The 20,270-nt window shown below is 56.4% G+C and carries 17 protein-coding genes and 2 tRNA genes; 10 read left to right on the plus strand and 9 right to left on the minus strand.

The window, feature by feature from the left end:
- Positions 1–65 precede the first annotated feature (65 nt).
- The gene (locus M7Q83_RS10370; RefSeq protein ID WP_298338265.1) at positions 66–764 is read left to right on the plus strand and encodes a hypothetical protein; all 699 of its coding nucleotides are present in this window, start codon (positions 66–68) and stop codon (positions 762–764) included.
- A 203-nt stretch (positions 765–967) separates the two neighbouring features.
- On the opposite strand, the gene M7Q83_RS10375 is transcribed toward M7Q83_RS10370, so the two are convergent.
- Positions 968–1,043, minus strand: a tRNA-Ala gene (locus M7Q83_RS10375).
- Positions 1,044–1,311: 268 nt separating this feature from the next.
- On the opposite strand from M7Q83_RS10375, the gene M7Q83_RS10380 reads away from it, so the two are divergent.
- From M7Q83_RS10380 to M7Q83_RS10395, 4 genes are all read left to right on the plus strand, one after another.
- On the plus strand, positions 1,312–2,784 hold the full coding sequence (locus M7Q83_RS10380; protein WP_298338267.1) for an APC family permease: 1,473 nt from the start codon (positions 1,312–1,314) through the stop codon (positions 2,782–2,784).
- Positions 2,781–3,800: an acetamidase/formamidase family protein gene (locus M7Q83_RS10385; protein WP_298338269.1), complete on the plus strand. Its 1,020-nt coding sequence runs from the start codon at positions 2,781–2,783 to the stop codon at positions 3,798–3,800. The genes M7Q83_RS10380 and M7Q83_RS10385 overlap by 4 nt, the downstream gene beginning before the upstream one ends.
- 55 nt (positions 3,801–3,855) lie before the next feature.
- The gene (locus tag M7Q83_RS10390; protein WP_298338271.1) at positions 3,856–4,362 is read left to right on the plus strand and encodes a GNAT family N-acetyltransferase; all 507 of its coding nucleotides are present in this window, start codon (positions 3,856–3,858) and stop codon (positions 4,360–4,362) included.
- Positions 4,363–4,765: 403 nt separating this feature from the next.
- Positions 4,766–6,208, plus strand: a complete 1,443-nt coding sequence (locus tag M7Q83_RS10395) for an MFS transporter (RefSeq protein WP_298338273.1) — start codon at positions 4,766–4,768, stop codon at positions 6,206–6,208.
- Between the two features lie 640 nt (positions 6,209–6,848).
- Here the strand turns inward: M7Q83_RS10395 and M7Q83_RS10400 are convergent.
- From M7Q83_RS10400 to M7Q83_RS10410, 3 genes are all read right to left on the minus strand, one after another.
- A tRNA-Ile gene (locus tag M7Q83_RS10400) sits at positions 6,849–6,922 on the minus strand.
- A gap of 80 nt (positions 6,923–7,002) precedes the next feature.
- Positions 7,003–7,926, minus strand: coding sequence for a hypothetical protein (locus tag M7Q83_RS10405; RefSeq protein WP_298338275.1), 924 nt, complete (start codon positions 7,924–7,926; stop codon positions 7,003–7,005).
- Positions 7,927–7,978: 52 nt separating this feature from the next.
- On the minus strand, positions 7,979–8,518 hold the full coding sequence (locus M7Q83_RS10410) for an RNA polymerase sigma factor (RefSeq protein ID WP_298338277.1): 540 nt from the start codon (positions 8,516–8,518) through the stop codon (positions 7,979–7,981).
- A 328-nt stretch (positions 8,519–8,846) separates the two neighbouring features.
- On the opposite strand from M7Q83_RS10410, the gene kdpA reads away from it, so the two are divergent.
- The 3 genes from kdpA to M7Q83_RS10425 are packed head-to-tail and all read left to right on the plus strand — an operon-like array spanning position 8,847 to position 13,111.
- Entirely contained in the window at positions 8,847–10,535 is a 1,689-nt protein-coding gene (gene kdpA / locus M7Q83_RS10415) for a potassium-transporting ATPase subunit KdpA (RefSeq protein WP_298338279.1), read from the plus strand.
- Positions 10,536–12,575: a potassium-transporting ATPase subunit KdpB gene (gene kdpB / locus M7Q83_RS10420; RefSeq protein WP_298338281.1), complete on the plus strand. Its 2,040-nt coding sequence runs from the start codon at positions 10,536–10,538 to the stop codon at positions 12,573–12,575.
- On the plus strand, positions 12,575–13,111 hold the full coding sequence (locus tag M7Q83_RS10425) for a potassium-transporting ATPase subunit C (RefSeq protein WP_298338283.1): 537 nt from the start codon (positions 12,575–12,577) through the stop codon (positions 13,109–13,111). The genes kdpB and M7Q83_RS10425 overlap by 1 nt, the downstream gene beginning before the upstream one ends.
- A gap of 75 nt (positions 13,112–13,186) precedes the next feature.
- On the opposite strand, the gene M7Q83_RS10430 is transcribed toward M7Q83_RS10425, so the two are convergent.
- Positions 13,187–14,329, minus strand: coding sequence for a universal stress protein (locus M7Q83_RS10430; protein WP_298338285.1), 1,143 nt, complete (start codon positions 14,327–14,329; stop codon positions 13,187–13,189).
- Positions 14,330–14,403: 74 nt separating this feature from the next.
- Between M7Q83_RS10430 and M7Q83_RS10435 the strand changes: the two genes are divergently transcribed.
- Both M7Q83_RS10435 and M7Q83_RS10440 read left to right on the plus strand, forming a co-directional pair.
- Entirely contained in the window at positions 14,404–15,876 is a 1,473-nt protein-coding gene (locus tag M7Q83_RS10435; RefSeq protein WP_298338287.1) for an ATP-binding protein, read from the plus strand.
- On the plus strand, positions 15,873–16,553 hold the full coding sequence (locus M7Q83_RS10440) for a response regulator transcription factor (RefSeq protein WP_298338289.1): 681 nt from the start codon (positions 15,873–15,875) through the stop codon (positions 16,551–16,553). Before M7Q83_RS10435 ends, M7Q83_RS10440 begins: the two co-directional genes overlap by 4 nt.
- A gap of 95 nt (positions 16,554–16,648) precedes the next feature.
- Here M7Q83_RS10440 and M7Q83_RS10445 read toward each other — a convergent pair whose 3' ends face one another.
- From M7Q83_RS10445 to M7Q83_RS10460, 4 genes are all read right to left on the minus strand, one after another.
- Positions 16,649–17,230, minus strand: a complete 582-nt coding sequence (locus tag M7Q83_RS10445; RefSeq protein WP_298338291.1) for a chromate transporter — start codon at positions 17,228–17,230, stop codon at positions 16,649–16,651.
- A gap of 203 nt (positions 17,231–17,433) precedes the next feature.
- On the minus strand, positions 17,434–17,952 hold the full coding sequence (locus tag M7Q83_RS10450; protein ID WP_298338293.1) for a chromate transporter: 519 nt from the start codon (positions 17,950–17,952) through the stop codon (positions 17,434–17,436).
- Positions 17,953–18,477: 525 nt separating this feature from the next.
- Entirely contained in the window at positions 18,478–19,278 is an 801-nt protein-coding gene (locus tag M7Q83_RS10455) for a hypothetical protein (protein WP_298338295.1), read from the minus strand.
- A gap of 181 nt (positions 19,279–19,459) precedes the next feature.
- Positions 19,460–20,236 (minus strand): tyrosine-protein phosphatase, encoded by a 777-nt coding sequence (locus M7Q83_RS10460; protein WP_298338297.1) that lies wholly within the window; start codon positions 20,234–20,236, stop codon positions 19,460–19,462.
- Positions 20,237–20,270 lie beyond the last annotated feature (34 nt).

A 20,270-nucleotide genomic window follows, 5' to 3' on the forward strand; every position in this document is an offset into this window, starting at 1 on the left:
TCCAAAGTGACGCGAACGAGTGGTCCAGAGTTAGACGATACTGTGGTCCAAAGTAACGCGAAACAGTGGTCCAAAGTTACGCGAACGAGTGGTCCAAGGTTGCGCGAAACCGTGGTCCAGGGTACGAGAATAGCTACAAGGTGCTCGTCGACGCAACCAAAGACCATCGAGCAGAGACAATAGACGATGACACCTATCAAGCGAGGATCGAGGCACGCAGGGCGTATCGCTTGCGCCCCAAGGGAAGACCTGACGTTGACGGGTATGTTCAGATGATGTGCCCGGCAGCTGGTCCTTCCGCGACACTCACGTGTCCGCTCAAGATTGCCGAACGCAAATCAACCGCCGGTCTCCCTAACATTGTGAACCCACCCGAACACCCCGATATCATCTGTACGAATAAGACCTCAGTCACCTTTAAGCCCACAGCTGGGGCCAAGTACGCCCAGAAGCTTCTCTATGGAAGTCAAGAGTGGCACCAGCTCTATGCATCTGCCCGCAACACCATCGAGGGCTTCAATGGGTACGTAAAGGACTCAGATCATGGGGCACTCGGCGATCCCGGACGAAGGCGGGCAGCAGGATTCACCAATCAGTTCCTGTTTACCACCCTCATCGTGGCAGCATCAAACATCCGAAAGATTATGAGTTTCATCGAAGCCCAAGAGACCAAGGTCGATCCAACACCTCGGAGCCGAAAGCCACGTCGGCGCGACCGCCTGAGTGATGTGATCACTATCAAGGAAACTCCGCCGAAAACATAGCTCGTCTTCCCCGTAAGTCTCGACAACGACAAGTCCCTCACCGATCACGCCCTCGGCGAGGGACTTTCTTGTTTTTAGGCCAGAGTTTCACGCCAACTCATCGCAATCATGGAACTTAAGCCTTCATGGAGGAGATTTTGCCTACTGAAGGTCACTCTGGGGAGTTTCACAAACATGGATGGGGCAGTTTCACAAACGGCCCTTGGTGGAGACGAGGGGACTCGAACCCCTGACCTCCTGCGTGCAAAGCAGGCGCTCTTCCAGCTGAGCTACGCCCCCTCAATCCGAGCATGATGATTTGAGTTGACCTCAAGAGTCTAACCGTCTCTCAGAAAGTGCCGACTGATCTTAGCCGCTTAGATCGAATGAATCGTTGTCGCTCAGCACTCCTCCTCGACTGTCGTACTTGGATACCGCCAGTGGCGCCTTGAAACAGAAACGTAAAGAGACTCATCTGTAATAAACTTTTCATAAAATCTGCCTCTAGTGCCTTCTAGTTCAGATAGTATCGACCCAACATTGGTCACTGTGAAGCCAAGGGGGGCAAATGTCAGCAACATCAGATTCTGGTCGGCTAAAAGCGGGTGCGATTGGACGGCGCGAGGTACTCTTCCAAAGTATCACCGCAATGGCCCCAGGGGCAGCAATTGCAGCATCGATTCCCGCAGGAGCAGGATTTGCCGGCGGCGCACTCACGCTGGCGGTGATCGTTGCGCTCATCGGTAGCCTGCTGACCGCCTACTCCATCAGTGAGCTCGCTTCCCGAATTCCATCAGCCGGCTCATTCGCGACCTACGCCTCGCGGGCTCTCCATCCAATCGTTGGGTTTTTCGTCGGTTGGGGATACGTATTTGTCTATGCGTTAGTCCCGGCTCTCCTCTTTCTGCAGCTCGGTTTCACCATCGCCGGTACCTTCAATTCTGAGTTCGGTTATCCAAGCAGCCTTTGGTGGCCATGGTCACTCGTCGGCATCGCCCTCGTCGGTGCTCTCGCACTCCTAGGCATCACGACCTCGGCGAAAACAGGCACGATCCTTGGGAGCATCGAGATTGTCATCTTTCTCGCAGCGGGCATCCTCTTCGTGGTGCACGCTGGCTCGCACAACACACTCTCCGTCTTCACTACCAAATACACCCCGAAGGGGTTCCACGGGATCTCGGGTGTCTTTGCTGGCTCGGTCTACAGCCTCCTCGCTTTCGCAGGGTTCGAAGCAGCCGCACCGCTCGCAGAAGAGGCGAAGGATCCTAAACGTACGATCCGCTTCGCGATCCTCGGATCAACCTTGGCGATTGGCTTAATCTATGTCTTCACCACCTATGCAGCCTCTGTCGCCTATGGTCCAGCTCGTTTTAGCTCTTTCGCTGGCGCCGGGGCGGCGTCCTGGATTGGCCTGAGCCGAGACTTCTATGGCCTCTTCTGGATCTTGATCTTCTTGGCAATCATTAATTCGACCATTGGGAATGCAAATGCTGGTACTTCGGTCTCTACTCGCATGGCTTTCGCCTTGGGACGAATAGGAGTTTTCCCTGGTGTGCTTGGCAAGGTTCATGCCAAAACCAAGGTTCCTCAGTTCGCTGTCTACTCGCAGATCATCGTCTCGGCAGCAGCAACGCTGCTTCTAGGGCTAGCCTTCGGACCAGAGAACGGATTTGCTCTCGATGGCACCCTTATCACGATTGTTGTCGTCGCGGTTTACATCCTGATGAATCTCTCCTCAATGGTTTACTTCGCGAGGTCAATCTCCGAGGATCGCTTCAATTTCTTCTCCCACGGTCTCGTGCCTTTGCTTGCCATCGCCTTTCTGTTCCCTGCTCTTCTCGCAGGGGCTGGAATCGCGGCATTCTCGTTCATCTCCCCTCTCACCGCACCCGCATCCTATGCCGGACCCATCGTCGCAGTCTGGCTGATTCTTGGTGTGATAGTATTTCTTCGTCTTCGATCAGCCTCTCCGGGTGCAGTGAACCGCATCTCCGAAGTCTTCCTCGAAGAGATTGTCGATGAGTCTGGAGCACCATCATGAAGAACCCTGTTATCACCTTCACTCCTACTGAAGAACAGCTTTGCTGGACGTTTGGGGGTCGAGACCCCGTTATGGAGATCGACCCGGGAACGATCTTGGAGGTCTTTACCGAGGATTGCTTTGCTGGCAAAGTTCGAGCCAAAACTGACCTTGTCTCGGAGGTTTGTGAGTTCCCGTTCCTCAATCCACAGACTGGACCTTTTTACCTCAAGGGCGCCGAGGTTGGTGATACAGTCGTAGCCCACTTCATCGAGATCGAACCAGCCCGAGATTGGGCGGTTTCCACTACCGTCCCGCTCTTCGGTGCGCTCACCTCGACCCACCTCACGGCAACGCTACAGGACCCACTCCCCGAAATCGTCTGGATCTGGGAACTTGATCGACAAACCCGACAATGCCGATTTCGTTCTGATGTTGGTGAATTCTCAGTCGAACTCCCAATGGATCCCATGCACGGCACCGTAGGCGTTGCGCCAGCGAATCTCGAGGTACGCTCTGCGTTGGTGCCTGATGCACACGGCGGCAATATGGACACTCCCGAACTACGTGCCGGGGTCACCTGCTACTTCGGTGTCAACGTCGAGGGAGCGCTCTTTTCTCTCGGTGACGGACACGCGCGGCAAGGCGAGGGAGAAAGTTGTGGCGTAGCGGTTGAATGCGCGATGAACACCGTCGTCTATCTTGACCTCATCAAAGGCACTCCTACGCCTTGGCCCAAATTAGAGTCTGCCAAGTACCTGATGACCACCGGATCAGCACGTCCGCTAGAGGATGCCTTCAGGATTGCTCAGGTGGAGATGGTGGACTGGGTCGCATCCCTTTGTGGGATAGGACGGATGGACTCCTACCAGCTGGTCTCACAGCTCGTTGAGTCTCCGTTAGCAAACGTCTGTGACACCAACTACACCTCAGTTGCCAAGGTTGATCGCCGCTACCTTGGTGATATCACCGCGCCATATCAGAACGCGCATCAACTCGCGAGACAGGTAGGTCTCGATTACTTGAAGGCTCGTTGATCCCAGCTAGCGCACCAAAAGACGCGAATTTCCTACCCAGCTAGGCTCTGTACCAATGGAAGACAGGGCCATCGAGAAGATTTCAATTTCCATCGTGACCGAGGCGGAGTGGCAACTGTGGCGGTCTCTTCGTCTACAGGCCCTTGCCGATGCGCCCTACGCCTTTGGATCTACCCTCGAACAATGGAGTGGGAAATACGATCAAGAGTCGCGGTGGCGCGACCGCTTGCGTAACTCGGCTCTCTCGCTGATCTGTCTCTTCGACCACCAACCCGCTGGGATGGTGGCAACAACGACGCCGACCGATCGCGAAACGGAACTGGTGTCCCTATGGGTCGCTCCCGAATTTCGGGGTCGAGGAGTTGGTGATCGGCTGATTGGTGAGGTGTTGCGCTGGGCGAGCGAACGTGATCTCGCCCAGGTGCGTCTCTACGTCCGCGAGATGAACAGGGCAGCCATAGCGCTCTATGAGCGACATGGATTTGTTGACACCGGTGAGCGATGTGATGAGATGGATGGCATGTGCGAAGTGAGCATGCTCCGGGTTCTGCGCCAACCATAACCTGGTGCAGGTGAGTCAGGATTGAGCTACCCGCAAAAACGAGCCCGAGGGCTCGAACCAGATGGTCATGAACGCCATGGACAGGAAGTGTTCGGCGAGAACCGGGATACTCCTGTTGAGACAGACTGGGGCCGTACTCCTCGCCAATCAAAGCCTCTTCAACCGATCAACCGCGCACAACGCCCACTACTGCTCCAGATCACCAGTCTGGAATCCTCGTGAAGATCCCGCATCGTAGGCACCAACCTCCCAACGAACCCTCCTTCCTCCCAAGCGTTTTGTTTACCTTTCGTTCACAGTTCCATTACCTACGCGCAACCTTTTGTTTTCTTTATGCTCGCAATCGGTTGCTAGCTTGAGAGTCGAAGAGTGCATTACCTTCGCGGTCAGGAGGGTCCCGACAATGGAAGATTCAGAGGCGTCGATTAGCAACCTCTATCACTCGCTCGACGAGGCGAAGGTTGGACGTAAGCATTGGGTGACGGTGTTCACCTCGGGGATGGGGTTCTTCACCGACGCGTATGATCTCTTCATCATCGGTACAGTGACAGTCCTGCTCACACCAATCTTTCACCTCAACACCGACCAGATCTCGTTGTTGAACTCCATATCGCTCCTGGCATCGGTGGCCGGTGCGCTCACCTTCGGCCGATTGATGGACAAACTCGGTCGAAAGCGCATGTACGGGGTCGAGGTAGCCATTTTGGTCGTTGGCGCGATCCTGAGCGCTTTCGCTTGGAACTTCACTTCCCTGCTGATTTTTCGAATCATCGTTGGATATGGCGTTGGTGGAGACTACGCGACCTCTGCGGTCATCACCTCCGAATATTCGAACCGTCAATCTCGAGGCAAGCTGATCGGCACCGTCTTCTCAATGCAAGCTCTTGGCCTTGTTGCGGGCCCAGCAATCGCCACCATTTTCCTCAGCAGTGGTGTTCCCTCTGATCTTTCCTGGCGAATCATGCTCGCCATCGGAGCGATTCCGGCCGCCTCGGTAATCTACCTTCGCCGCAAGATCCGCGAGACCCCCCGTTATACCCTGGGGATCAAGGGCGATATCGCTGCGACGGCGCAAACCGTCGAATGGGTCACAGGTGAACATGCCTCCGTCACACCGGATGAACAAAGTGCCACCAGCGCGAAAATGCGCCCTCGCCCGATTGCCAAACTGACCCAGAAGCCCTTCTTGCTCAGGCTCATAGGGACCGCGGGTGGTTGGTTCTTGCTCGACATCGCCTTCTACGGCAACTCAGTCTCTTCGCCATTGATTTTGAAATTGCTCCAGCCGAAGGGGTCGTTGCTCTCCCACACATTGCTCTCTCTCCTGATCTTCGCAGTGGCCGCCTTCCCTGGCTACTGGCTGGCGGTCTTCTTGATGGATCGAATTGGTCGACGGCGTATTCAGTGGCAAGGGTTTGCCGTCATGGCCGCGGCCTTCGCCCTGATCTGGTTGATCCCGGACGGTGCGAGTTCAGTGGCAATTTTCCTACCACTCTTTGCGATCAGCTATTTCTTTACCGAGTTCGGTCCAAACGTCACTACTTTTGTCTACCCAGCTGAAGTCTTCCCAACGTCAATACGTGGCACTGGCGACGGCATCTCGGCAGGAATGGGGAAGTTTGGTGGTTTCCTTGGTGCGCTACTCGTTCCGCATCTGCTCCAATCGGTGGGGATCAGTGGCGTCATGGGAATCATGGCTGGCGTGTCTGTTGTCGGGGTTCTGCTCACCATCGTTGCACTCCCTGAGCCACGCGGACGTTCGCTCGAAGACGCGTCGGATGAGACGCCGGTACTCTTTGAGCACGAATCGACTACCAGCTCATCCCCCACCGCAAGTGCCAGTTAACTGATTGCCATCGACGCCTCGTCATGCCGCGCATGTCGCGAGAGTGACGAGTTCGTTTTGACTCACGGATAAAACGAATCCGTTGCTCATCAGAGGGGCGCGAAAGCGACCAGCACTTTCTTGGCGGGCTCGAGCATTCAGCCGATGGTACCCTTTGTCAACATCTAGGTAATAGGCTTCAGAGGATCGCCACTGTTCCGGCTCCAACCAGCGGTCCTTAGTATTTTCCTTTTGGCTCGGATGGAGGACGATTCGCGCTGCATTGCGGATCTCTGATCCCCGCAGAGCACCACCGACTCCAGAGCTGCAATCCTCTCGGACTGGTCTAATCGCCGTTCATCACACAAGCGATCTCGACTAGGACAGCAGCGCGGGCATCACGAAGGAGAGACCATGGAGTCAGAAGATGACTGGGGTCGAAGGTGCTCGACGATGTCAACACCAATATGGCCAGCAAGCAGTTCAAAGCCATCCGCGAGCCTGGGCCACCGTAGCCCGCAAGCCCTACCCCGATCTTGGATGAGCTTCGCGATCCAACTCCTACCGGTCTCTCACGAGTACGCATTATGCATGGCTGCAACCAAAAAAGGGTTGTGGCGTTCGCAACACCGCGCCCGCAAACACAGCTCTGGCAAGCGAGTGGGGCTACCTGGACTCGAACCAGGGACCTCAGCATTATCAGTGCTGCGCTCTAACCAACTGAGCTATAGCCCCAGAAACATCCACTTTAACAGCCGCAAGGGTCGGCGTCCGCCGGTTTATCTCCTGGAACCGAGATTGTGATCTCCACTGGACTACGGGAGCCGCGCTGGCACGCCTGCGGAAACGATTCCGCCTCCACCACTGCTCTGTCCAGAGCCAGAAGAACCCGATCCCGCTCCGGTGGGTTGGTCTCCCGTATTGGAATATGACCCCGAAGCATTGCCATTACCCGAAGAAGAGGTGGGATTCAAACCAAACCCCGGGACACTCGGGCTTGGTAGCTTTGTCCCGAGAATCGTTGAACAAAACTCAGGGACGGTCAATCCACGATTCAGTGCACTCTCTGCCAATCGTAGAAACTGCTTGGACGACTGTAACTTCGACACTTTTGTTGTCACAGCAGAGGAACTTTGTCGTTCACTGATCGCCTTGCTGTACGACAGACACAGACCGTGATAACTCGCAGGTATCACGCTTCCCACCTGGCCTGGCGCGACAAGCGTGCCCTGTCCCTGGCCGTTTTGCTTGCCCTGTCCCTGGCCGTTTTGCTTGTCTTGGTTCTTGGTCTGACCAGACTCCGCCACCTTTGTTGAATGTTCCGACCCAGATGGTGTCTTCTTACTGTTTTGACCGTTGTCCTTCTTCGACGGAGCGACCTGTTGGCGCGAGGGACTCACTTGTGCCTTAGATTGCGTTGCTTGTGTAGCCGACGGCTTGGTAGTCGCTGCTGGATGCGTAAACGCGTGCGTCAACGCGGCAGTGAATCCGCCTCCCACCACCACGAACGCGGCTGCCGCGGCTGCTACCTTGAGCGGGGTAAAACGTGAGAACGCTCGTCGCTGTTGTGCTGACCCAACCACCACCGATCGTCGGAACGCGGCAACAGCCACATCCTCGGCGGCCAACTCGTGGATAGTCGCTGGAGCTTGAGCGGCGCGGACAAGCCGTGCGAGATGGCCATTAGAACTCGTGGCGCCATGACCGCCCAAAATGTCTTCGATCTCGTCCGGATCCAACGCTCTTGTACTCCTTACCTTGCCAAATTAAACGCAGTGAAGACTGCGTACGTTACGCCTTATCCTTCAGATTTTCAGCGAGTTTTGCGAGCGCTCGGTGTTGCGCGACGCGTACCGATGCCTCGCTCTTACCCAAGAGGTCGCCCACCTCCTTCGCGCTAAATCCTCCGAGCACCCTTAATAGCACGATCTCGGCTTGCTCGTCATTAAGCCCCTCCACCAGCGCAGCGACTGCCTCGTCGATCTCCAATTGCTCAGGTGGAGCAACCTCTGACAATTCGTGCACATCTGCATCCCGTGCGATTTGGGGTCGAACAGCCCGGCGTCGGTAGAGGTCGATCGTACGGCGTCGCGCGGTGGCAAAGATCCAGGCACGAAAGGCGAGCTCGTCACCAACAAACTTGGACAATCCTTTGGTAACTGAGATCCAGACCTCGGCAGCGACGTCTTCGGCATCACCTCCAAGGCGACCCCGCAAGAATCGCAGCAGACCAGGGTGATAGGTCCGATAGATAACCCGAAAAGCTACTTCATCTCCCCGTTGCGCCTGTTGGAGAACCTCTGGGAAGTCTTCAATTTCAAATTGACTCAACCGGCTCCTCGATATGTGTTAACGCGAATTGCGGCTATATCGGTAATAGTCCTGGAACGACTCTACAGCCCACCCCGAGAACTCAGGCATAGATCCCGATGAAGGTAAGCCCGAATCCATTCTCGCCAGGCATGCACCTCAACAATCGGGGTCCGATGCTCAAAGTGTCACTCCTGCACACCCCGTCAGCGTTTCAGGCAAACCGTGTCAACAGTTCTTGATACCTCTCTTGTGCCGTGTCAACAGACTCTCAACGTTGGGGGCAATCTCCAAGCCGGACCAGTGCGCGGCCATAGGATGAGCCCGTGTTCTGGAACTGGGAGTCTGCATGGCGTTTGTAATCGAAGTCATTGTTCTGCTGGTCGTGCTCGGCCTGATCTGGCGATATCTGGGCTCATATCTGACGGCGGTGTTCACTGGGCGAGTCCACTTTCTGGACTGGATCGAGTTACCCCTCCTTCGTCTCCTCGGGATCCAACCGGGCGCGGAGCAGAGCTGGCGTCGGTATCTCCGGTCCTTGCTCGTCTTCTCTCTCGTCTCCTTGGTGATCACCTACCTACTGCTGGCTCTCCAGGGACATCTCCCGCTGAACCCTGAGCATCTTGGTGACGTGACACCAGCACTCGCCTTCAACACAGCGGTGTCGTTTATCACCAACACCGACTGGCAAAACTACGCCGGTGGGACAACAATGTCGTATCTCTCGCAGATGGTCGCCCTGGCGACACAAAACTTCGTCTCGGCCGCCGTTGGTCTTGCCGTCGCGATCGCGGTGATCCGCGGCTTTTCTCGCAAGCGATCGAGTACCCTTGGCAACTTCTGGATCGACACCATTCGTGGAGTGTTCTACGTTCTTCTCCCAATCTCGATCGTCATGACGCTCGTCTTCGTCTGGCAAGGAGCTCCCCAGACGCTCCTTGGCCCAGCGCACATCCATGATGTCTTGAACGGTGTTCACCAAACCATCCTTCGAGGACCGGTGGCCTCCCAAGAGGTGATCAAGCAACTCGGTACCAACGGCGGTGGTTTCTTCAACGCCAACGCTGCACACCCCTTTGAGAACCCGACCGGATTCACGAATTTCCTGGAGATCGTTCTGATCCTCTGCGTCCCCGTTGCCCTAACGTACACTTTTGGCAAGATGGTCGGCAACATCAAGGAGGGTGTGGCGGTGCTCATGGCGATGATTATCCTCTTCGCCGGTACCTTCGCCTTCACACTCGCTGCCGAGAATGGTGGCAATCCCGCCATCCACGCAGCCGGCATCACCAGCACCCGCGGCAATATGGTCGGCAAAGAATCGCGCTTTGGAGTCGACAATTCGGTGCTCTTTAACGTGACATCAACACAGACATCGACCGGATCAGTCAACTCCTCCGCTGATTCCTACACGCCGATCGGCGGCCTTGGCATGCTGGCTGGCATGATGTACGGCGAGGTCTCCCCCGGAGGTATCGGTAGCGGTATCTACACCATCTTGATCTTCGCTATCCTCACCGTCTTCATCGCCGGCCTGATGGTGGGGAGAACACCGGAGTATGTGCGGAAGAAGATCCAGAAAACCGAGATCATCTGGGCATCGATTGGGGTGCTGGTGATGCCCATCACCGTACTAGTCCTGACAGCGATCACCGTTGCCCTCCCTGATGGACGAACTGCCATCTTGAACCACGGACCTCATGGATTCTCCGAGATCCTTTATGCCTTCACCTCACAGGGCAACAACAATGGCTCGGCCTTCGCCGGTCTCTCAAGCAACACCGCCTACTTCAACATCACCGGTGCCATCGCCATGCTGATTGGAAGATTTGGCGTGATCATACCCGTGATGGCGCTCGCTGGCTCCTTGGCCGCCAAAGAGGAGGTCCCAGTAACCGCCGGCACGTTCTTGACTGCTACCCCAATGTTCACCGGTCTCCTGGTCGGAGTGATTTTACTGGTTGGTGCTCTTAATTTCTTTCCGGCAGTGGCGCTTGGACCCATTGCGGAAGCCGTCTCACATGGGAGGTTTTTCTAAATGGCTACCAGCGTTCGAACCAAGGGTGTCGCGGGGTCGAAGTCGCTCTTTGACCGCGATATCCTCAGCACCGCCATCAAGGCGTCATTCGTCAAACTCGACCCCCGGGTCCAGGTACGCAATCCTGTCATGTTCGTGGTCTACCTCGGGACCGTGGTGACTCTCGTCGCATCGATTGTCCACACCTCACTCTTTTCGTGGATGGTCACGATCGTCCTCGCCTTTACCGTGCTGTTTGCCAACTTTGCAGAGGCAATGGCTGAGGGCCGCGGCAAGGCCCAGGCCGACACCCTTCGTCGAACCCGAACCGAGACTGAGGCACGGAGGCTTAACTCCGATGGATCCGAGGAGGTCGTGGCCGCGAATCAACTCCAGACCGGGGACCTCGTCGTCTGCGAAGCCAACGACGTCATCCCCTCCGATGGAGAGATCGTCGACGGCGTTGCCTCCGTCGACGAGTCCGCTATCACAGGAGAGTCAGCACCGGTCATCCGCGAGGCTGGGGGTGATCGGTCGTCGGTGACGGGTGGCACCATGGTGCTTTCGGATCGCATCGTGATCAAGATCACCGCGACACCGGGCAACTCCTTCCTCGATCGAATGATCTCACTGGTCGAGGGTGCGAACCGCAAAAAGACGCCCAACGAGGTAGCGCTCTCCATTCTCCTGATCGCGTTGACGGTGATCTTTGTTCCCGTGGTGGTGAGCTTGGAGTACTTCGCCCACTTCTCGCACACGGGGATCGCGATCGTCACCCTTGTCGCTCTCCTCGTCTGTCTCATCCCGACGACGATCGGCGCCCTCCTCTCGGCGATCGGGATCGCCGGAATGGACCGAATGGTTCAAAAAAACGTGCTGGCCATGTCTGGCCGAGCCGTTGAGGCCGCCGGCGACGTCTCGACCCTTTTGCTCGACAAGACCGGAACGATCACCTTTGGCAACCGAATGGCGTCGCGCTTTGTCGGCGTCGGCGGCACCTCCGATGAGGAGATGGCTCGAGTGGCTCGGCTCGCCTCGATGGCCGATGAGACACCCGAGGGTCGTTCGATCGTGGTGCTGGCGAAAAACGAGTACGGTATCCGTGACAACGAAGTCGGTACCGATTACGAGTTCGTTCCCTTCTCAGCTACCACCCGAATGTCTGGCGTGAACATCAATGACACCCAGATTCGCAAAGGGGCGACCGAAGCAGTTAAACGGTGGGTGATTGACCAGGGCGGAGAGGTTCCCGCTGAAGTTGACGATCTCACCAAGGAGATCGCCAACGCTGGCTCTACGCCGCTGGTGGTAGCTGAGAACAAAAGAGTGCTCGGTGTTGTCGAACTCAAGGACGTCGTCAAGCCCGGTATCAAAGAACGCTTCGCCCAGTTGCGTAAGATGGGCATTCGTACCGTGATGATCACCGGCGATAACCCTCTTACTGCCGCCGCGATCGCCTCAGAGGCGGGTGTCGATGACTACCTCGCTGAGGCGACACCAGAGCGCAAACTCGAACTCATCAAGGAGGAGCAGGAGGGGGGCAAACTCGTTGCGATGACCGGTGACGGCACCAACGATGCCCCGGCGCTCGCCCAGGCAGATGTCGGGGTTGCGATGAACTCAGGAACGGTCGCTGCCAAGGAGGCAGGCAACATGGTCGATCTCGATTCAAGTCCCACCAAACTGATCGAGATCGTCGAGGTTGGTAAGCAACTCCTCATCACCCGAGGGGCGCTCACCACCTTCTCGATCGCCAATGACCTTGCGAAGTACTTCGCCATTATCCCCGCACTCTTCATTGCGGCCTATCCACAGTTGAAGGTGCTCAACGTCATGCACCTTCACTCCCCGATCACCGCGATCCTCTCGGCAGTGATCTTTAACGCGCTGATCATCATCGTCCTGATCCCACTCGCGCTGCGGGGGGTGAAGTTTCGACCCGCCGCTGCCGGAGAGATCATACGAAGAAACGTATTCATCTATGGAGTGGGTGGAGTGATCCTCCCCTTCATCGGCATCAAACTCATCGATATTCTTCTCACGGTCACGAGGTTGTACTAATGCTTACTCAAATCCGCCGCTCAATCGTTCTTGCCCTCTTCTTCGCCATCATCCTCGGTCTTGCCTATCCACTCGTTGAGACTGGGCTGGCCAACGTCCTCTTTCCCGCCCGGGCAAAAGGTTCACTCACCCCGTACGGCTCCACCGAGATAGGCCAGCATTGGACTGGAGACCGTTGGTTTCACGGTCGGCCAGATCTCGACAATGACACCGAGACGGGAGGCACCAATCTTGGCCCTCGCTCCAAGCAACTGCTCGACAACACCAAAGCACTCGTGGCGTTCTGGCATGCCCAAGGTGTCGACCCCACCCAAGAACTGGTCACCACGTCGGGAAGCGAGGTCGACCCCGACATCTCCCAAAAGAGCGCTCTTGTTCAGATCCCAATGATCCAACGATCGACTGGCATCTCAGCAAGCCGTCTACGCCAGCTCATCGACGCGCAGACCACCGGGCCTGAATACGGCATCTTTGGCGATGGCTACGTGAACGTCCTGAGCCTGAATCGTGCACTCGCGGCGATCGAAGGGCGCTAGCTGGCTCGCGTCACGGTGGGTGGAATCAGGCAGCAAGCAATGCGTGACCCACGGACGACAACTAGGCGACCTCGCCTAGTTGTCGTCAATCTCAGCGAGTCCTGGGTCGTAGTCGCGGATCCCGATCACATGGACATCAATGCCCATCGGACCGACCTTGCGAAGGACCTGATTGACGATAGACCCCTTCAACAGTTCATCGCGTCGAGAACGCTTTGAGGCACCGATGACAATCTGGGTGATCTGATGCTCGAGCGCGGTCTCAACCATGACATCGGCCACCTTGATGCCGTACTTCTCCAAGAAGACAACCCCAAGATCATGGCTCAACTTCCTGAGCGCCTCGATCTCTCTGGAGGCCGACTCCGATATGTCGGTGTCGGGCATGATCAACAACGAGCGCAGGTCCGCCTTAGAGCGCGCCGCCATCCTCGCCGCCCGGCGAAGAACTCGTGGGGTCTCCGGCGAGAGGCTCAATCCCACCAAGTAACGCTCTCTCGTCTCAAAAACTCTCCGACCCTGTCGGTTTGCGAACGACAAGAGCAGATCTTCGTCCGCTTCGTCAGCCACAAAACGCAAGGCCAACTCTCGCAAGGCGGTCAGATTCTGTGTGGTGAAGAAGTTGTCAAGTGCCGACTGGATCTTCGACTCGGGGTAGATGTTGCCGTGAAGCATTCGCCGCCGCAGCTGCTGCGGGGAGGAGTCGATCAGCTCGAGCTGATCGGCTTGGCGTACCACCCAGTCCGGTACCCGTTCGGAGATGCGGACCCCGAGCATCTCCTCGACCGCACCAGCGATACTCTCGATATGTTGCACGTTCAGCGTTGCAATGACATCGATTCCCGCATTCAACAGATCGAGCACGTCCTCATAGCGCTTTTCGTGTGGTCCGGATCCTGGAATATTTGTGTGAGCGAGCTCATCGACCAGCACCACATCAGGATGACGAGCCACAACCGCTGCGGTATCCATCTCCATGAATTGACGCCCTTGGTAGGTCACCACCCGTTGGGGAATCACGGGTATCTCGCGGATCAGTTCCTGGGTGTGGACCCGCCCATGGGTCTCAACCAACCCGATCACCACATCGGCCCCGCGCTGCATCCGTCGCCATCCCTCGTCCAACATGGCGCAGGTCTTCCCCACCCCCGCCATCGCCCCCAAATAGATACGAAATCGACCAGCAGCCTCAACCTCATTGCTTGCGGATTGTTCCACGCTCGACCTACCTCGGTCTATCTCCAAGTCGACGATGATACGATCTCTATACTAGGGGCGATGGGCAGAATATGATGGGTAGGGAGTTCACAGCACACGACCGATCCGCGTTGCTTGGATCGGGCCTCAGTATTCTCATGATCGGTGTGTTTTCCGCGCTGCTCATACCACTGCGCACGCATCTCCCACCCGCGTCCATCGCGCTCATTCTTGTCGTCCCTCTGGTGGCCAGCATCGCCGTTGGCGGCATCTCGGCCGGAGTCGTTGCCACCCTTGCTGGTTTTGGCGCCTACGATCTCTTTTTTATCCCTCCGTATGGCACCCTCGCTGTGGGGGTAGCGTCAAATTGGATACCCCTTGGTGTCTATGCTTTGGTCGGTCTCGTCACCGTCCTGATTGACCGTCGCTTCCGACTCCAGAGAGAGCGCGCGCTCTACCAGGCACATATTCTCGAACAACTAGCCAATCTTCCCGCTACGCTCATCAGCGAACGCTCCCTTGAGGGTGTGTGGCGAAACGCCACTGAACAGATCGTACAGCTCCTGGATCTCCAGGGGGTGATGGCATTGCGCCCAACAGACAACCTGCTCCGACCAGCGAACATTGTCGGCGACCGCCAGATGGCAACCACGATAGCAAACGCCTTTGTTGGATCAAACGGCATGGCTCGGAGTGGGGAGATCACCATTGCGGGAGTCCGAGTCCGCTCCTTTGCCTTATCGACGCTCAGTGACAACTTCGGGTTCCTGGTGATCTGGAACGATGACCTGCCTGATAGCCTCGTGCAGGCACTCAATGTGGTAGCCAACCAGATATCCGCCGCCCTTGAGCGAACACAGCTCCACGAGACGCGCCTCAAACTCGATACACTCCAACAGATCGACGGCTGGCGCGCATCCCTCCTGAGAACGGTATCGCATGACCTGTTGACACCGCTTGCCGGCATCAAGACCGCCACCACCGCGCTCAACGAATTCGGTGATGGTCTCGAACCACACGAACGTGAACAGCTCCTGGATACCGCGCTCAGCCAAATCGACCGATCGATTCAGTTGGTCAGCGATCTGCTCAACGTCACACGCATCGAGGCCGGTGCCTTTCATCTCCAATATCGATCGGTGAACCTGATCGAGCTAATCCAAGAGGTTGCGACGGGTATCGATTTTCTCTCGGTCGAATCAAAGCTTGACCTCTCCACCCCCTCTGAGCTACCGCTGGCCTGGGCTGATGTTGGGTTGGTACGCGAGGTGATCTGGAATCTGCTCGATAACGCCGTCCGCCACTCACCAATCGGTGAGGTGATCCAAGTGAAGATCGAACTCGACAAGGCGTTCTTTGTCGTCCATATCCACGATACCGGCCGACTCGTCGAGGGCGCAGATCAGATCCGGCTCTTTGAATGGTTCCATGCCGTAGGTAAAAGTGGGCGCGCTGGATTAGGCCTTGCCATTGCGCGATCCTTCATCGAGGCCCACCACGGTCAGCTCTCAGTCCATACGGCGGAGGACGGAACAACCTTCACCTTCACGCTTCCGAGGCAACAATGACCTCCATTCTTATCATCGACGATGACCCAGCACTCAGTAGAGTGCTCCGCATTGGATTGAGCGCCGCGGGCTATGACGTCACCGTTGCCCTGCGGGGTCTGGATGGACTGGCTCGGGCCATCCAGGATCACCCGGATCTTTTGGTCGTTGACCTTGGTCTTCCGGACATCGATGGCGTGACTCTCGTCGCAGAGCTACGTCGCTATCACAAGAAGGGCCTAGTTGTCCTCTCAGCGGCGGGCGACGAGCACACCAAAGTCAAAGCCCTCGACCGTGGTGCCGATGACTATGTCACCAAGCCTTTCGGATTGAGCGAGTTCGAAGCTCGGCTGCGTGCACTGGAGCGCCGCATGGACCAGTCCGCTCCAGTGGTGACCGAGATAACCGCTGCGCCAGGATTGGTGATCGACCTAGCAAAACGTCGCGTGATCGACGATGTCCAGGGTGAGATCCGACTCACGCCTCGAGAATTTGATCTCCTACGGTTCTTGGTTGAAAATCAACGGCGTCTCTGCACGCATCAGCTCCTCCTGACGACCCTCTGGGGAGAAGGCTATGACGACCCGCACCACGTACGCGTGTACGTCAATCGCCTGCGAACCAAGTTAGGTCCATCCAGCCAGTACCTCCGATCCAGAGCTGGACTGGGTTACTTATGGGAGAGCGAGCCTCCGTAACAACGATCACCCATGGATCCCCTCTCGGTCACTAGCAACAAGCTCTACGGGCCATGCGATACCTTCGTCGATGCCGTTCGCTCAATCTAGCAGGGCTACTTCTGTCTTCTCCTGATCTCCAGCGGGGTCTTCCTAATCGCATAGTCTGCTAAGGCAATCGCCGATGCGAGCACAATAGTGATGATCGGACTGACACCCAAGATCGTCAGCCCAACCGCCATCACTGCGATCAAAACCGTCAGGAATATATGGGGAACGTCTTGCCAGAGGGTCCAAACAACGTCCAGCAAGAGACCTATCACCGCTACTTCGATCCCGTGCAATGCGCCAGTCAGGTACGGGTTATGGAGTACCGCCGTAGCATCGGCTAGGCCGAGAATCAGAAGAAAGGAGGGCCAGATGGCAGCGATAAAGCCAGCTAGCAGTCCTTTCGTTCCTTTGACCCGCATCGCAATAGCCGCCAAAACATTGGTGGTGGTCGGCCCAGGGGCGAAGGCGGACATCTCGACGATCTGATCGAACTGAGCCGAAGTGATCCAAGCATGCTTTTCAACCACCTCGGATCGGATAAAGGACAGCACGGCATATCCACCGCCGAAACCTAGTGTGCCAATCTTTGTGTAGACACCTACCAATGAGAGGAGTGATACCTGTTTCTTCGGTTGCTCATCTGACAACAGCTTTGCTCCCTTCAGTCTTCACCGTTACACGACTTCGCAGCAGCGGTGACAATGGTGCCTGTTGGCCACATGTTCCAATTCCTGCTGCACCCGATTGCGGGGAGATTCGACGTTCATCCGATCCGGATTTCCAAGCGACCGACCATTGGCCAGGTTTGATCGACACATACAACAAACGGGCATCTGCAGTCGACCAAGGCTTAACGAAAGAGCAGGGCACCGATCACCCCGCTTCCAAGGATCATCGCCCAATAGGGAGCTTTCCACTTCAAGGCAATCGCGAGGACCAAGACCGCGAGGACCGCTTCCTCCCATGAGGTGATAATCGTCCTCCCGAGAAGGAAGGAGACCCCAGCGATGAGTCCGGTCACCGCCGCCAACGTCACGACCATAACGTTCTTGACCGACGGTATCTTCTTGAGGCGCGGATACAAGTGGGTTAGCGCCGCGATGATGACCAAGGAGGGGATAAAAACTGCAATGGTCGCCACGGCTGCACCGACGATCCCATCCACTCGTTCACCAATAAACGTCGCTGATATGGCAACTGGGCCGGGAGTGATCTGCCCCATGGCGATCGCTTGATCGAAGGGGCCTATCTTCAACCAATGATGAGCGAGAACAGCCGAGCGCATCAACGGTATCATCCCGAAACCTCCCCCAAAGGCGAGGGCCCCTATCCACAGAAACGTTACAAAAAGATCAATCGCGACGAACAAGCGTGCCTCCTTTGGAGCAGTATTCTGAGCACCAGCATCTACCACTTCTAGCAGCTACGCTTGCCCGGACAGCACCAAGTTGGTGACTCCTTCGATCTTCACACCAGTCACTAACAACCTCGGGCAGATCTCGGCGTCGTCCGCGACGACCTTACCAACCGTGGTCTAGTGATTCCTGACTACAGGTTGCATCGTGCCAAACCGGCGATGCCAAGTGAACCTTCAGGTTTCCAATGGCGATACAAAGTCTCTCGCGATACGCAGGGGATTTCACAACAACGATTTTGCGATCGCCACACTATGCGCACGAGCTGCGCTGCTAGCAAGGAGGTCTATGCAAGGCACTAGCACTACTTGACATCCGCTCATTCAAGCGCCATGGACATCGCATCGATGCACACCCCGAATGGTTGCACCACCGGTTAGGTAGGTACTCTTCGTCTTGGAGTGATCACTTTGCTGCGGTGGAGCTTGGGTGCCCCTAGTCATCTCCAACGGTTGGGCACCGCTTGAACGCACGCACCACTAACGGAGCGCTGTTGCTTTCGTACCGTGGCGCGCAGCGGTCTCGAGCAAAGTGAGCCCTCCAAGACCTGGCAGTCGCGAAAATTTCCGATCTACCCTTTGTGCGGCTACCAGACCTTCTTCATCACCGAACAGATAGGAGGCCATATGAGCGACTTCGCTGTTAGAGACGACTCCACTACCTACCGGAGCCCAGAACTTGGTGAGGGCGAATCGAGCCAGACGCTGGGCGCGCCTACTCTTCGAGAGGCGTCTCCGCGCCTCACCCTCATAGAAATCGAGATGTCTACCCTCCTGCTTCATAACCCGACGAACGAGTTCAGAGAGCTCCGGGTGCTGGGCTTTGGCGATCATTCTTGCGTACGCCGCCTGAGCAGTCAACTCATTGATCGCACCCCAACACATCTGAATTGCGACAAAATCGTCTGCGATCAACGAACCAATATTGAAGGTTAATAGTCGTACTTCATCACGCCATTTTCGCTCACGACGAAGGTCCTGAGCTGATTCTTTTGACCCGGGCAATCGGTGCAGTTCGAGCACTTGACCGAGTGCTTCACCATGCCAAAACTCCTCGTAGTTCCAACAGGCGAGGAAGGCAGTGATATCAGGATCGCGATGAGCACTCGTGGCCAAGATCTCCCGTAGATAACAGATCGTATGACTCTCAACATCGCACATATAACGGAGACAACGGAGCGTCTCTGGTGCTAACGGTTGCGTCTCGAAGGAGCTAAAATCGATTCCCTCAAGATCGACTCGAGCCGAACGCCCGATAATAGAATGACTAGATACTGGCATATCATTCCTTCGTTCCACGAGCGGTCTCTGGATGTTGGGCCCATAGGGAACGGTTGTTCGTTACCTTGCCTCCAGAGAACGAACGGTAAACAGCCCGGTGTTGCTTACCCTATCTATCATGCGGCTAGTGCCCTATCGAGCTCGATGATCGATTGCTATACGGGAAGCTACTGATGGAGGCTCAGTGATAAGGTCTCTCCTCTTCCTCAGTCAACAGTAGCTTGCGAATCGAATCAATCTCATCATCTGTGATTCCATGGGCCCGCAACCACTCCTCGGTCGAGCCAGCTAAACCTCGAATCCGCTCCAGCAATGCGAGGATCGTCTCTGGATTGGACGAAAACAGCACTGCAGGGATCTGCTGTATGACCTCGAGCTCTTGCGGCCGTGTGCTTCGCATGCGATCAAACCATTCCTTGGTCGCCCTATCCGTCAACTGATAGTCCCGTGCGATACTCTCATCTGGTACGCCAAGGAGGTCCAGCAGCAAGGCTGCAATCAGTCCGGTCCGATCCTTGCCAGCAACGCAGTGGAAGACGAGCGGGTAGCTCGTAGGAAGCGCAAAGAGGTGGAAACTCGCTACAATAGCATCCGCACCGCGGTCCAACAGATGCTCATAGCGAGTATTGATGTACGTTTGGTCATCCACACTGGGACTGCGCACACCAACCACGTCCTCTACTAACGAGAGATGGGCATAGGTGACTGGTGACGGGTACTCGTCAACGGGAAAACGACCGAGTCGGTCAACCTCTTCACTGCTACGCAGGTCGATCACGGTATGGAGACCAAGCGCACCGAGGCGATCGACATCAGAGCCTGTCAACTGCGCTAAGTTGTCAGAACGATACACCAGACCGGAGCGAACACGTCGCTCGGTAATGGTTGGGTAACCGCCAAGGTCACGAAAGTTCAATGGACCCTGTAACTGGATCCGAGGATCGAGTTCTCCCATCATCTTCGCTCCTTGTGTCTCTCTATCGCCGTCCTCG

It is taken from the genome of Ferrimicrobium sp., from assembly GCF_027364955.1.
Lineage (GTDB): Bacteria > Actinomycetota > Acidimicrobiia > Acidimicrobiales > Acidimicrobiaceae > Ferrimicrobium.

Coding starts and splice junctions, on each gene's coding strand:
- M7Q83_RS10390 (WP_298338271.1), top strand. CDS start 3,856: ATGGAAGACAGGGCCATCGAGAAGATTTCAATTTCCATCGTGACCGAG.
- M7Q83_RS10455 (WP_298338295.1), bottom strand. CDS start 19,278: ATGCCAGTATCTAGTCATTCTATTATCGGGCGTTCGGCTCGAGTCGAT.
- kdpB (WP_298338281.1), top strand. CDS start 10,536: ATGGCTACCAGCGTTCGAACCAAGGGTGTCGCGGGGTCGAAGTCGCTC.
- M7Q83_RS10435 (WP_298338287.1), top strand. CDS start 14,404: ATGGGTAGGGAGTTCACAGCACACGACCGATCCGCGTTGCTTGGATCG.
- M7Q83_RS10395 (WP_298338273.1), top strand. CDS start 4,766: ATGGAAGATTCAGAGGCGTCGATTAGCAACCTCTATCACTCGCTCGAC.
- M7Q83_RS10440 (WP_298338289.1), top strand. CDS start 15,873: ATGACCTCCATTCTTATCATCGACGATGACCCAGCACTCAGTAGAGTG.
- M7Q83_RS10460 (WP_298338297.1), bottom strand. CDS start 20,236: ATGATGGGAGAACTCGATCCTCGGATCCAGTTACAGGGTCCATTGAAC.
- M7Q83_RS10385 (WP_298338269.1), top strand. CDS start 2,781: ATGAAGAACCCTGTTATCACCTTCACTCCTACTGAAGAACAGCTTTGC.
- M7Q83_RS10380 (WP_298338267.1), top strand. CDS start 1,312: ATGTCAGCAACATCAGATTCTGGTCGGCTAAAAGCGGGTGCGATTGGA.
- M7Q83_RS10425 (WP_298338283.1), top strand. CDS start 12,575: ATGCTTACTCAAATCCGCCGCTCAATCGTTCTTGCCCTCTTCTTCGCC.
- kdpA (WP_298338279.1), top strand. CDS start 8,847: ATGGCGTTTGTAATCGAAGTCATTGTTCTGCTGGTCGTGCTCGGCCTG.